This is a genomic window from Treponema denticola, from assembly GCF_024400535.1.
Classification (GTDB): Bacteria; Spirochaetota; Spirochaetia; order Treponematales; family Treponemataceae; genus Treponema_B; species Treponema_B denticola_C.
Genome location: NZ_CP038800.1, coordinates 1,375,061 through 1,387,244 on the forward strand (window position 1 = coordinate 1,375,061; position 12,184 = coordinate 1,387,244).

The 12,184-nt window shown below is 36.5% G+C and carries 13 protein-coding genes; all 13 read left to right on the top strand.

What is annotated here, in order from left to right:
• The 13 genes from mreD to rsfS all read left to right on the top strand — a co-directional run bounded on the left by mreD (position 1) and on the right by rsfS (position 12,178).
• Complete coding sequence (gene mreD / locus E4N78_RS06430; RefSeq protein WP_255812212.1) at positions 1 to 510, top strand: rod shape-determining protein MreD; 510 nt, start codon at positions 1 to 3, stop codon at positions 508 to 510.
• The gene (mrdA, locus tag E4N78_RS06435; RefSeq protein WP_255812213.1) at positions 507 to 2,360 is read left to right on the top strand and encodes a penicillin-binding protein 2; all 1,854 of its coding nucleotides are present in this window, start codon (positions 507 to 509) and stop codon (positions 2,358 to 2,360) included. The genes mreD and mrdA overlap by 4 nt, the downstream gene beginning before the upstream one ends.
• Positions 2,357 to 3,658 carry a rod shape-determining protein RodA gene (gene rodA / locus E4N78_RS06440; protein WP_255812214.1) on the top strand — a complete coding sequence of 434 codons (1,302 nt, stop codon included), beginning with the start codon at positions 2,357 to 2,359 and terminating at the stop codon, positions 3,656 to 3,658. The genes mrdA and rodA overlap by 4 nt, the downstream gene beginning before the upstream one ends.
• Before the next feature lie 9 nt (positions 3,659 to 3,667).
• Complete coding sequence (locus E4N78_RS06445) at positions 3,668 to 5,374, top strand: ABC transporter ATP-binding protein (protein WP_370645013.1); 1,707 nt, start codon at positions 3,668 to 3,670, stop codon at positions 5,372 to 5,374.
• Positions 5,361 to 7,028, top strand: a complete 1,668-nt coding sequence (locus E4N78_RS06450; protein ID WP_255812215.1) for an ATP-binding cassette domain-containing protein — start codon at positions 5,361 to 5,363, stop codon at positions 7,026 to 7,028. The genes E4N78_RS06445 and E4N78_RS06450 overlap by 14 nt, the downstream gene beginning before the upstream one ends.
• Positions 7,029 to 7,188: 160 nt before the next feature.
• Positions 7,189 to 7,500: a 50S ribosomal protein L21 gene (gene rplU / locus E4N78_RS06455; protein WP_255812216.1), complete on the top strand. Its 312-nt coding sequence runs from the start codon at positions 7,189 to 7,191 to the stop codon at positions 7,498 to 7,500.
• Between the two features lie 5 nt (positions 7,501 to 7,505).
• Complete coding sequence (locus E4N78_RS06460) at positions 7,506 to 7,877, top strand: ribosomal-processing cysteine protease Prp (protein WP_255812217.1); 372 nt, start codon at positions 7,506 to 7,508, stop codon at positions 7,875 to 7,877.
• Between the two features lie 29 nt (positions 7,878 to 7,906).
• Complete coding sequence (gene rpmA / locus E4N78_RS06465; protein WP_002669471.1) at positions 7,907 to 8,158, top strand: 50S ribosomal protein L27; 252 nt, start codon at positions 7,907 to 7,909, stop codon at positions 8,156 to 8,158.
• 69 nt (positions 8,159 to 8,227) lie between these two features.
• On the top strand, positions 8,228 to 9,376 hold the full coding sequence (obgE, locus tag E4N78_RS06470) for a GTPase ObgE (RefSeq protein ID WP_255812218.1): 1,149 nt from the start codon (positions 8,228 to 8,230) through the stop codon (positions 9,374 to 9,376).
• On the top strand, positions 9,373 to 9,981 hold the full coding sequence (gene nadD, locus E4N78_RS06475) for a nicotinate (nicotinamide) nucleotide adenylyltransferase (RefSeq protein WP_255812219.1): 609 nt from the start codon (positions 9,373 to 9,375) through the stop codon (positions 9,979 to 9,981). The genes obgE and nadD overlap by 4 nt, the downstream gene beginning before the upstream one ends.
• A 3-nt stretch (positions 9,982 to 9,984) precedes the next feature.
• Positions 9,985 to 10,581 carry a bis(5'-nucleosyl)-tetraphosphatase (symmetrical) YqeK gene (gene yqeK / locus E4N78_RS06480; RefSeq protein WP_255812220.1) on the top strand — a complete coding sequence of 199 codons (597 nt, stop codon included), beginning with the start codon at positions 9,985 to 9,987 and terminating at the stop codon, positions 10,579 to 10,581.
• The gene (locus E4N78_RS06485) at positions 10,578 to 11,819 is read left to right on the top strand and encodes an LCP family protein (RefSeq protein WP_255812221.1); all 1,242 of its coding nucleotides are present in this window, start codon (positions 10,578 to 10,580) and stop codon (positions 11,817 to 11,819) included. Before yqeK ends, E4N78_RS06485 begins: the two co-directional genes overlap by 4 nt.
• The gene (rsfS, locus tag E4N78_RS06490; RefSeq protein ID WP_255812222.1) at positions 11,819 to 12,178 is read left to right on the top strand and encodes a ribosome silencing factor; all 360 of its coding nucleotides are present in this window, start codon (positions 11,819 to 11,821) and stop codon (positions 12,176 to 12,178) included. The genes E4N78_RS06485 and rsfS overlap by 1 nt, the downstream gene beginning before the upstream one ends.
• The last annotated feature ends 6 nt before the right edge of the window (positions 12,179 to 12,184 follow it).

The following is a 12,184-nucleotide window of genomic DNA, read 5'->3' on the forward strand; positions in this document are numbered from 1 at the left end:
TTGAAAAAAGTTATTTTTTGGACTTCTTTAAGTGTCTTTTTTATAAGCTTGCTCCAGACAGCTATATTTTCTCATATATCTTTTTTTATGGTTTTACCCGATTTGGCTTTGCTTACAGTTATTTATATAGCTATTTCAAACGGATCCCTTACAGGTTTAGTCTGCGGTTTTATTGCCGGTTTTTTGTCGGATTTTTTATCGGCAGCGCCTATAGGTCTTAATTCTTTTATCTTTACATTGGCAGGATATTTTGTAGGAAGATTTTACGGTTTATATAATTTAAATAAAATAATTTTTCCTTGTGTTTTAGGCGGGCTTAGCTTTTTATTTAAAGCCTTACTTCTTTTTGTTTTAAAGCTTTTTTTTGGACAAAACATACATACCTATAATATTTTGTCTATTGATTTTGTTTTAGAAATTACTATAAATATTATTTTTTCTCCTCTGGTCTTTTTATTTTTCAATTTATTTCCTCAAGCTTTTAAATTAAAGGAATATGGTAATGTATGAAAAACAACGAAGATTCATTAAATTATCGGCTTAGATTATTTTCAATTTTTGTATTTTTTATTTTAATAGCGTACACTTATAAACTTTTTTCAATGCAGATTATCTATGGAGATCAATTTAAGCAAAAGTCTCAAAATATATCAAAACGCACAACTTTGATTCCGGCTCAGCGCGGAGAAATTTTTGATAGAGAAGCAAATACGCCTATGGTTTTAAACATAGATTCATTTGCTGTTGATATTGTTCCGGGCGAGGTTCCCCGTCAAGACTTTGATACTGTAATAAACCGCCTAAGTTCTATATTAAAAATTCCCGTCTCTCAGATAGAAAAAAAATTACCGGCAAGCATAAGAAAAGACTTTCGCTCCATAGAAGTAAAGTCCAATGTCGATTATACGACAATAGTACAGGTTGCAGAAAGTATTGATGATCTTCCCGGTGTTTCATGGCATTCTAAACCTGTCAGAAATTATGTAGATACCCGCTCTTTTTCTCACATAATAGGATATGTAGGTGATATCACTGCCGATGAATTGACTCGTTTTTATAACAAAGGCTATACCTCAAACAGCATAATCGGAAAAGCGGGAATTGAAAAACAATATGACGAAATCTTACGGGGAACTGATGGGGTTGAGTACCGCACGGTAGATGCTAAAGGCAGGTATATTGAAAATACTACTGCCGTAACACCGCCTAAAATGGGAAATAATCTTATACTTACGATTGATAAGAGAATTCAAAAGCTTGCAGAAGATGCTTTGGGTCCACGGATAGGAGCTGCTATAGCCTTAAAACCTGCAACCGGCGAGATCTTAGCGATGGTATCCTATCCTTTCTTTGATCAAAATATTTTCGGTAAAGAAAATACAAGCTCTTTAACAAAAGAACTTTTTGATAATCCGAATAAGCCTCTTTTAAATAGAGCCATAGATGCAGCTTATCCTCCTGCTTCTACATTTAAGGTTATTATGAATACCGCAATATTAAATGAAAAAGCCTTTTCTCCGGAGGCCACTGTTTCTTGCTTGGGAGAAATAGAATATGGAAACCGCGTATTCCGCTGTCATATACGAAAACCCGGTCATGGAAAGCTTGCGCTAAACGAGGCTTTGGCAAAGTCATGTGATGTTTACTATTGGACGGTTTGCCGTGATTATTTAGGGGTTGAGAAAATTGTAGATTATGCAAAGCGTTTCGGTCTGGGGCAATCGGCGGAAGTGGACTTACCTAGCCAATCTGAAGGGTTTGTCCCATCCCCCAAATGGAAAGAACGCCGCTTCCATGAAAAATGGCTTAATGGAGATACTATGAATATGTCTATAGGACAGGGCTTTACCCTGGCTTCTCCGATGCAGGTTGCTAATATGGCTTGTATGGTTATAAACAATGGGGTGATTTATAAACCTCATCTTTTAAAGGAAATAAGAGATCCTGCAAGCGGAGAGGTCATAAAGAAAATAGAACCGGAAATTTTACATAAAGAAAATATAGGCCGGGAAATTTTTGAGCAGGTAAGGCAGGCTATGAATCTTGTTACAATACAAGGGGAGGCTAGGATACCTATGAAAAATCCTATGTTCCGGTTTGCCGGTAAGACAGGAACCGCTGAGGTCGGTCTACAGGATAGATGGCATTCTTGGATGGTCGCTTATGGACCTTATGATGCCCCTCCTGAAGATATGGTAGTTGTCTGCGTTATTGTTGAAGCTGTAAATGAGTGGGAGTGGTGGGCTCCTTATGCCGCTAATATAATTTTACACGGAACTCTTGCAAATCAAACATATGATGAAACTATTGATTATTTGGGCTTTAGACATCTTCCGGCAGTTATACGGAGGAGTGAATGAACATACGTAAAATTACCAACTTTGATTATTTACTCTTTTTGGCTGTTGTTTCTTTGTCATTTATCGGTATCCTTTTTATTTATTCTTCCGGTATCAACTCAAGCGGTAACCTTGTTTCTAAGGAATATATAAAACAAATTTTATGGGTATCCACCGGAGTTCTTTTGCTTTTGCTTTCTTGTATTTATGACTATAGGCGTATCAAAGATAGAACATTTTTAATTTATTTATTAGGCTTATTATTACTTCTTTATACTAGCATCTTTGGAGCTGTTCGGCATAATGCAAGAAGCTGGATAGGTTTTAAAAATTTAGGTATTCAGCCCTCCGAATTTATAAAGCTGATTTTTATTCTTTTTTTAGCCTACTATTTGGATAAATCCCAAAATGAAGCCCCTATTAAGCGGTTTATAAAAGCTATTATAATAATGCTTGTTCCGGTTGCTCTGATTTTAAAACAGCCTGATCTTGGAACTGCAAGTGTATATATTCCGATTTTTTTGATAATGTGTTTTATTTCGGGTATTCCCTTGCGTTTTATTTTATATGTATTTTTTCTTGGGGTTTTGACGATTGTTTTTACTCTTATGCCTCTTTGGGAGGAGGTAATTTTAAAAACAAGTCATGTTATGACAAATCTTCTAAAGCGTTCTCAAATTTCAATTATCATACTATTTGCAATGGGGATATCGACGGTCATTGCAATGATAGGAAATGTTTTACTAAAAAAACGATATTATTATTGGATTGCCTATGTCCTTTCAATAATTACTTTATCTTTTGCAGGCTCTATTGTTGGAGTGAGGGCTTTAAAAGAATACCAGATGATGCGCTTAATTATTTTTTTGGATCCGGAAGTTGATCCTCTAAAACACGGATGGAATATTATTCAGTCTATTACAGCGATAGGCTCAGGGGGCTTAACCGGAAGAGGTTATCTTATGGGTACACAAAGTCATTACCGTTACCTGCCGGAGCAAAGTACGGACTTCATATTTAGTATTCTATCGGAAGAGTGGGGCTTTTTAGGCGGTCTTTTTGTATTTTTTCTTTACAGTATAGTGTTTTTTAGACTCTTTATTTCAATAAAGCGATGTGATGATCTTTTTGGTAAGTTGATTGTTTCCGGTATTTTATCTATGTTTTTCTTCCATTTTTTTGTAAATGTAGGAATGGTTATGGGAATTATGCCTATTACCGGTATCCCGTTATTATTTTTATCCTATGGAGGGTCTTCTCTTTGGATGGCAATGATTTCTATAGGAGTAGTTATCGGAATAAACTTAAGGCAGCTATAAAGGTATTGTATGATCATGACACCACATAAATCGTTTATTTCGTACTTTAAAATTTTTTTATTTAGGCATAAAATACTTTTTGCGAGTTTATGTTTATTCTTTTTTTCTCATATTGGGCTTACTTTGTACATACCTCAGCTTTTTCAAAAGTTTATAGACGGAGTTTCAGGCGGACTTGGGACAAAAAGCATTTTAGTAATTGCTCTTTTTTACTTGGCATTTGTTTTTTTTGTAGAGGTATTAAATGCTTTCCGCAATTTTTTTATGCAAAAGCTTTCTTGGAGTTTAACTAAAGCACTGCGTTCCGATATGCTAAAAAATCTTTTGCAATTGGATATGGGGTTTTATCATAATAATCCTATCGGTGAATTGGTAGAATGTGTTGAAGGAGATATATTAATTCTTTCAAATAATATTTCTACTTTTGTGCTTGATATAATTTCGAATATTATTATTCTATCGGGCATTTTAATAATTGTTTTTTTTAATTCCGTTCTATTAGGATGTATTTTTGTTCTTTGTTCCGTTATCAGTATTATTATGATGTTGCGTCAATCTAAAAAAGATACTAGTTCTCTTGAGACTGTGCGAAAAAACATGGCAGAGGTTAATGCCCTTGTTACGGAAAGTATTACAGGACGAGAAGAGCTTCACAGCTTAAACGCAAAAGGTAAAATCCTTGAAAAGTCAGACAGCTTACATGATACATCTTTTAAAAATGAAAAAAAATTTTATAGACTTTTTACTTTTACGATGATGTTAAGCCAAGCTATAACATTTATTGAAAAATCATGTTTGGTTGTGATCTTGTTTTATTTACTAAAAGATGCGAAGCTAAGCCTCGGTAAAACTTTTATGTTATATAATTATTTTGTGCTTTTAGAATGGCCGCTTGAAATGCTCGCTCAAAATGCAACTACATTTCAAGGACTTGGTGCAAGGATAAATAGAGTCTTTAAATTATACATTGAAAAGCCCCATATTTCTTTTGGGAATAAAACTCTCGATGATAAAACATACAGTGTCGAGTTTAAAAATGTTTCCTTTGCTTATGATGAGCGGGATTTGATTTTAGATAATTTAAGTTTTAAAATAAATGCCGGAGATCATTGTGCTTTACAGGGAAGAACGGGAAGCGGAAAATCGACTCTTGTAAAGCTTTTATTAAAGCTTTACGAACCTCAGTCCGGGGAAATTTTATTAAACGGTGTTCCATTAAATGAGTTCAGTCAAAAATCGCTTGCTGAAAATATCGGATATGTTAGTCAGAGTATTGTTCTTTTTTATGCAAGCATTCGGGATAATATCCGCATGTTTGACGAAAGCATTTCTGATGAGCAAATAAAAGAAGCTTTAAAGAAAAGCGGAATGTATGAAAAAATTATGGCTCTACCGGGAGGCTTAGATTATATTTGTGAAGACGGAGCGGCAAATTTTTCCGGTGGAGAAACTCAGCTTTTAGCTTGTGCGAGGTTATTCTTAAAACAAAGTAAAATTATTATTTTGGACGAGTCCACTGCAAAACTTGATAACACTGAGCAGGAAAAAATTCAGCTTGCATTTAATGAGCTTATAGAAAACAAAACGGCAATTATAATTGCCCACAGAACTGAAACTTTAGAAAAAACAAATGTAAAATTTTTATTTGAGAATGGAAAATTATCTCAAGGAGAAAAAGCTAACCTCTCCGAAGGAGGAGCAAATGAAACAAATTAAACCAGAATCCTTATTATCAGTCAACTTAAAAGTTATAAAACGGCATCCGTTTTTTTTCTTGGCGGCAATGGTCTCGGCTTTTTTGCTTCAGTTTACTGCCGGATTGTTTCCTGCATTTATCGAAAAGCAAATGTTTTCTCTTTTTGAAAATAAAATTGATTTGCCATTGGGTGTTTGGTTTATTATTATTTTGATGGCGACCGGATTTTTGTTTACAGCTTTTGCATATATAACTATGAATATGGGATGGCTTTTTAGAACAAAAATAAAAAAACCTTTTGTAAGTAAAATGCTTCGGGCAATTATATTACAACCGAAAGAGTTTGATACTTCTGAAGCAATCGGGGAAACCGCTTATAAATTCCGTGAAGATATAGATCAACTTTCTTTTTTACTCACAGGATCTTTTCCGCATTTTTCTACATCGCTAGTCGTTGCTATAGTAACAGTTGTGTTAATGTTTTCCGTTAATGTAACTTTTACATTTATTGCTCTCTTTTTAATTGCTTTTAATATTGGGATTATTACTTTGCTGCTTCCAAAGGTAGAACGCTGGCGTGAAAACAGTCTCAAAGCGGTTGCGGCGACTTCAGGTTTTTTAACGGCCGCATTACAATCCACCCAAGAAATAAAAACCGATTATAAAAATCAAAACTTTATAGATGCTTATTTTAATATAAATCAAAAAGCTGCAAAAGCCGCTCTTCAGGAAAATATCGGCAGCTCTTTAATTAAATCACTTTTTAGATTGGGGCATCAGCTGATTACTTCGGCAATGTTGATTTTTATTGCTTTAAACATCGAGACTATTAATTTTTCTGTGGGAGATCTTGCTTTTTTTATCAGCTTATCTGTTTCACTATCTAACTTTGCATCTTCTGTTTCGGATTTTTTTGTCAGCGTAAAACAAACAAAAATTTCTCTGGAGCGTGTTCAAGATATTTATACAAAAGCTAAAAACGAGGATGCACAGCTTGATATGAAAATTCCGCAAGAATATAATATCGAGTCCATTGTTGTCAAAAATCTTTGTGTGGAGTATCCCGAGAGCAATTTTAAAATAGAAAAATCGTTCGATATTTACGGCGGGGAGTATTATTTTATTACAGGTGCCGTTGCTTCGGGAAAAAGTTCTATGATAAAGTCCATGCTGGGAATTACTAAAAAAACCGGCGGTGAAATAATCTTAAATGGAAAAATAATAGAAAATCCCGAAGCGATTTTTGTTTCGCCCCTTGCCGTTTATGTTCCGCCGACCCCGCAAATTTTTAACGCAAGCTTGCGTGAAAATCTTTTACTCGGTGTCAGCTCTGAAAAGGAAGGAAAGATTACCGAAGCGGAAATCCAAAAAGTTTTAAGAATTACCCGCTTAGACAAAGATCTGGAAACTATGCCCAACGGCTTGGAAACAAAAGTCGGTAATTTAACGGGAGGCGTTTCCGGCGGACAAACCCAACGCATCGGAATTGCAAGGGCTCTTTTATGTAAGACTAAACTTGTAGTTTTAGACGATTGCTTTACTGCCGTCGATTCCGGTCTCGCAGGCGAAATTCGCAAAGACATCGCCGTTCTCGATGATTTAACGGTAATCGAAATAAGCAACCGCAAACCAAATCTTGAAATGATTCCGAGGATAAAACAGCTTGAGTTTTAGACGGGCGTTAAGCCGAAGGCTATCTAATCCTTTAAATAGAGTCAATGCGGCCTATTGACATTTTATGCGGTTTTTTGGTATACTTCGTTCCTAGTGTTTAAATTTGTCCGGTATAAACCCGTTAATATGCCGGCAAAAGATTTTTTTATGAGGTATAAAGATGTACGCACTTATTGAGTATAAAGGCAAACAGTATAAGGCTGAAAAAGGGGTAAAACTCGTAGTTGATAAGCTTTCTGCAGAAAACGGAAGCAAAATCGACATCGACACCGTTCTTTTGATCAGCGATGGAGATAAGGTTACTGTAGGAACTCCCTATGTAAGCGGAGCTAAGGTTTCTGTCACAGTAGGCGATTCTTTCCGAGAAAGAAAGGTTATTGTTTACAAGCACAAGGCTAAGAAAAACTACCACAGAACCCAAGGACATAGACAGGGACATACCTGTATTACTGTTGACAATATTGTCGGATAAGAAAAGTGGTAAAAATTCGGCTTATTTCAAATGCTGAAAACTGTTTTTCGGCCTTTGAATCGTCAGGCCACGCCAGCGGCACTCACGCTGATTTTGGCGATAATGAAAGCAAGCCGGAAAAAGGCGGCAATATAGTTTGTGCCGCCGTTACCATTTTGCTTAAAACGGCTGTTTTAAGCTTAAGCTCGGTTCAAAAAGAGAGTTCAAGCTTAAAGGCCGAAATACAGGCTGATAATCCGGGCTATCTTTCGGCAAAGGTAACAGCTTTTTCGGAGGAAGATAGGCCCAGATTGCAGTATTTACTGGAATTTTTAACAATAGGTTTGATGGCCATCGAGGCCGAATATCCCGATTGTTTGGATTTACAGATAGAGTAAGATTTTGATAATTTTTTTGGAGGATTATTATGGCACGTAAAAAGGGCGGCAGCGGTGCAAAAAACGGAAGAGATTCCAATCCTAAATATTTGGGTGTTAAAGTTTACGGCGGAACAGAGGTATCGGCCGGTTCAATTTTGGTTCGCCAGAGAGGTACTTCAATCCATCCGGGGAACAATGTAGGCTGCGGAAAAGACTATACATTATTTGCAAAAGCTGACGGTGTAGTTACCTACCATGAAAGAAAGGGTAGAAAACTCGCATCTATCGAAGCAAAATAATTTGGCTTCGAGTTAATGTATAAAAAAGCCGGTTTTTGCCGGCTTTTTTTGTAGGAAAAAAGAGCAATTATGGTAAAATTTGCAGATGAATCTAAAATAAGGGTTTCCTCAGGAAAGGGCGGCAACGGCTGTATTGCCTTTAGACGGGAAAAATATGTTCCTATGGGTGGTCCCTCAGGAGGGGACGGCGGCCGAGGCGGAGACCTTATCTTTGAAATACGCCGTAATATGAGAACTTTAGTTCATTTGAGACATAAAAGAGTGTACAAGGCAAAAAACGGCGGAGGAGGGGAAGGCTCTCAGCGCTTCGGTAAAAAAGGAGATGACTGCGTAATCCCTCTTCCTCCCGGCTGTGTAATAAAAGACCCTGAAACCGGCAAAACTATTTTGGACTTTGGAGATGCGGAAGAAGGCCGCTTTGTTTTTCTCAAAGGCGGAAACGGCGGTTGGGGAAACTGTCATTTTAAGACCTCCACCAATCAGGCTCCTAAAACTGCCCTTCCCGGACAAGAAGGGGAAACAAGGGAAATAATCGTAGAGCTTAACATAATAGCCGATATAGGCTTGGTAGGCTTCCCTAATGCGGGAAAATCCTCTCTTCTCGATTATTTTACAAATGCAAGGCCTAAAATCGCTCCTTATCCCTTTACCACCAAAATTCCGAACCTCGGAGTTTTGCGTGTAGACGAAGAAAGGGATGTCATCATTGCCGACATACCGGGAATCCTTGAAGGAGCTTCCGAGGGTATAGGACTCGGCATAAGATTTTTAAAGCACATATCCCGTTCGGCAGGTCTCGCCTTTTTAATAGACCTTTCAGACGATAATTATTTAAAGGCCTACGGTATTCTTTGTAAAGAACTGGAAAGCTATTCAAAAGAATTGGCCCAAAAGAAAAGAATAATAATTGCCACAAAATTGGATTTACCCGATACAAAAGAAAGATTTACGGAGCTTAAAAATGCAATCCCCGATCAGGAAATTTTAGGTATTTCGCTTTACAATGAATGGGGCTTGGAAGAGGTAAAAAAAGCCTTTATCCGCTTGGCCGATGAAATGCAAAGTACAAAACCTCAAAAAGAGAGTCTTGACCCTTATGAACAAAATAAAAATTTTATGACGGCGGAGCTGGATGATGTTTCTTATGGAGAAACATATGACGAGGAGCACTTTGGAGCAACGGTCAGCCTAAGCCGTAAAAGGAAACCGAAAAAATGAGGCTGGCAATTTTAGGTGGTTCTTTTAATCCTATCCATTTGGGACACTTGCATTTAGCTATTTCCGCTTATAAAGAATTTTCCTATGATAGGATTGCTATAGTTCCGGCCTATATATCTCCTTTTAAAACTTTTTGCAAGGAGACTCAAACTTCAGATAGGCTTAAGATGATCTCTCTTGCAATTGCAGATAAGCCTTACATGTACTGCGAACTCTACGAGATTGAAAGGCAGGGTATTTCTTACACGATAGATACGATAAATTATCTTTATAAAAAATTTCCAGATATCGAAGGAAAAATAGGCCTAATTATAGGGGATGATTTAAAAGAAAAATTTTCCTTATGGAAGAATTCGGATGAGCTTATAGAGAAAACCGATATTATAATCGGCAGAAGAAATGAAAAAGAAGATTTAAATAGCTGTTTACAAAAAAAAGACTTCCCATTTAAAGAGTTAAACAATGATATTTTAAATATTTCTTCCAGCATGATAAGGGAATCGATCTTAAAGGGAGAAGATTTTTCTTCTCTTGTTTCAAAAGAAGTTTATGCTTATATTAAAGAAAATGGACTATATAAAAAGATTAAGGATGAGTTTCATTAAACTATGAGTATTACAGATATTGCATCAAAAATAAAGGAAATAGACTCTTACGCAAAAACTGTTCTAAATGGTTCAAGATATTCTCATTCTCTTCGTGTTGCAGATTATGCCAACATTCTTGCAAAAGAATATAATAGCGAAGCCGTTTTACCTGAACTTGCCTATTTTACAGGTCTTGCCCATGATATCTGTAAAAAATGTTCCGATGAAGAGTTGGTAAAACTTGTAGAAGCTGACGGGCTTGGAATAGATGAGGTTGAAAAAACCCGCTTAAATCTATTACATGGGAGGGCTGCTGCTGCGGTCTTACGAAAAAAATTCGGCATCAATGATGAGTCTGTTTTAAAAGCTGTTGCATTTCACACATTCGGTTATGAAGGAATAGATGCCTTGGGGAAAATAATTTATATAGCCGATAAGATAGAACCGGGCCGTCCCGATACCGAAAACTTTAGGGATATGGTAAAATCTTCTTCTCTTAATGAGTTGATGCTTGCAGTCTTGGATTGGAACCTTGCCTATATCAAAAAAAAGGGAGCAAGTATTCATCCGGAAACAAAAAAAATGTATGAACAAATACAAAAGGAGCTTAAAAAATGAAAATAAAACTCATGGATACCGGAAAAAATATTTTATTCCTCTTAGTAATTCTCATTGTTTTAATTACTTCCTTTGTTTTAGTCCTTTTAAAAATGCAAAGAGATACCGTACAAGATTATATTTCATCCGATAAAATCTTAAAAGTTCTTTTAGTTATTGAGGATAATGGGGTTCCGATTTCTACGAGTATATTAGCCTATTACCCTGAAACAAAGAGGGCTGCGATGTTCGACATTCCTTCAAATATAGGTTTGATTATTCAATCTTTAAACCGTACCGACGGAATAGGGGCTGTGTATACCGAAAAAGGTATATCAAGCTTTAAAAGTGAAGTTGAAAAACTTGCAGGTATTTCCGTACCTTTTTATCTGACATGCAATCTTGAGAACTTTTCTATGCTTACCGATATGCTTGGGGGGCTGTCGGTTTTTATTCCGGCTCCAGTTGATATCAATACCGAGCACGGAAAAATATTGTTACCCTCAGGTTCGGTTTCTCTTGACGGAGATAAAATAAGAGACTTCCTTGTTTATGAAGATGAGTTGGATGCCGATGGTGAAGCGGCCTCAAGAAAGCAAAAAGCCGTTCTGGCTCTTTTTAGGGCTATAAGCGATAATTCACCTGAGATTTTTTCCAAAGATAGATTTTCGGTTTTAAGCAATAATTTTAAATCGAATGTTGCCGGTTCCGATTTAAAAAAATTACTTGAATCTATAAGTAAAATGGACTCTGAGCGTTTAGTGCCGCAGAGGCTTACAGGAGCTGTAAGAATTATCGAAGATAAGCGTCTTTTAATTCCGTTTAGGGAGGGGCAACAGATAAAAGAAATTATCCGCCAAACAATTGCGGTATTGGCTTCCGATGATTCTTCAGCCCTTGAGCGGGTTTATGCCTTGGAAATTTTAAACGGGACCGATATTCAGGGGCTTGCAAAAAGCACCTCTGAGCTTTACCAAAGCTTTGCCTACGATGTTGTGAGTATAGGAAATTCGGAAAGCCTTGTAAGTGAAACAGTTCTTATTGACCGAATCGGAAACCCTGCCGTAGCTCAGATTGTAGCAAAGGTTATAAGATGTAAAAATATTCAAACAACCCAACTTCCTTCCGGCGGAGATTTCGGAAGTGAAACAAATGTAGACTTTACTTTGATTTTGGGCTCGGATTTTAACGGTTTTTTTGTTGTAGAAAAGAAAGACAACAAAAAAGATAATACTGATAATGATAAGGATAAAAACTAATGATAGAAAATTTTGACTTTTATACTCCAGCCTTGGAGCTTGGAAAATTATTGCGCGATTTTAAGGGCGAAGATGTTGTTGTTCTGGACTTACGGGATAAAAATATTTGGACGGATTTTTTTGTAATTTGTACCGTAACAAGTGCTGCTCATTCAGGCGGTTTGGAAAAAAGAGTGTACGAATTTTTACCTGAACACAATTTGGAAGAATATCATACCAAGCGTAAATCTCCTGACGGGGATGAGTGGAGGCTTATAGATTTGGGCGGTATTGTTGTGCATCTTATGAGTGAAACAGCCCGTAATTTTTACAGCCTTGAAAAAATTTGGTTTGATTCAAAAAATATTCTTGAAGACTAATCTTTC

What these genes read in the sequence shown, in the direction of transcription:
- mrdA (WP_255812213.1), top strand. Translation starts at nt 507, where the DNA reads ATGAAAAACAACGAAGATTCATTAAATTATCGGCTTAGATTATTTTCA.
- nadD (WP_255812219.1), top strand. Translation starts at nt 9,373, where the DNA reads ATGAGGCTGGCAATTTTAGGTGGTTCTTTTAATCCTATCCATTTGGGA.
- yqeK (WP_255812220.1), top strand. Translation starts at nt 9,985, where the DNA reads ATGAGTATTACAGATATTGCATCAAAAATAAAGGAAATAGACTCTTAC.
- E4N78_RS06445 (WP_370645013.1), top strand. Translation starts at nt 3,668, where the DNA reads ATGATCATGACACCACATAAATCGTTTATTTCGTACTTTAAAATTTTT.
- rplU (WP_255812216.1), top strand. Translation starts at nt 7,189, where the DNA reads ATGTACGCACTTATTGAGTATAAAGGCAAACAGTATAAGGCTGAAAAA.
- E4N78_RS06485 (WP_255812221.1), top strand. Translation starts at nt 10,578, where the DNA reads ATGAAAATAAAACTCATGGATACCGGAAAAAATATTTTATTCCTCTTA.
- rodA (WP_255812214.1), top strand. Translation starts at nt 2,357, where the DNA reads ATGAACATACGTAAAATTACCAACTTTGATTATTTACTCTTTTTGGCT.
- E4N78_RS06450 (WP_255812215.1), top strand. Translation starts at nt 5,361, where the DNA reads ATGAAACAAATTAAACCAGAATCCTTATTATCAGTCAACTTAAAAGTT.
- rpmA (WP_002669471.1), top strand. Translation starts at nt 7,907, where the DNA reads ATGGCACGTAAAAAGGGCGGCAGCGGTGCAAAAAACGGAAGAGATTCC.
- rsfS (WP_255812222.1), top strand. Translation starts at nt 11,819, where the DNA reads ATGATAGAAAATTTTGACTTTTATACTCCAGCCTTGGAGCTTGGAAAA.
- obgE (WP_255812218.1), top strand. Translation starts at nt 8,228, where the DNA reads ATGGTAAAATTTGCAGATGAATCTAAAATAAGGGTTTCCTCAGGAAAG.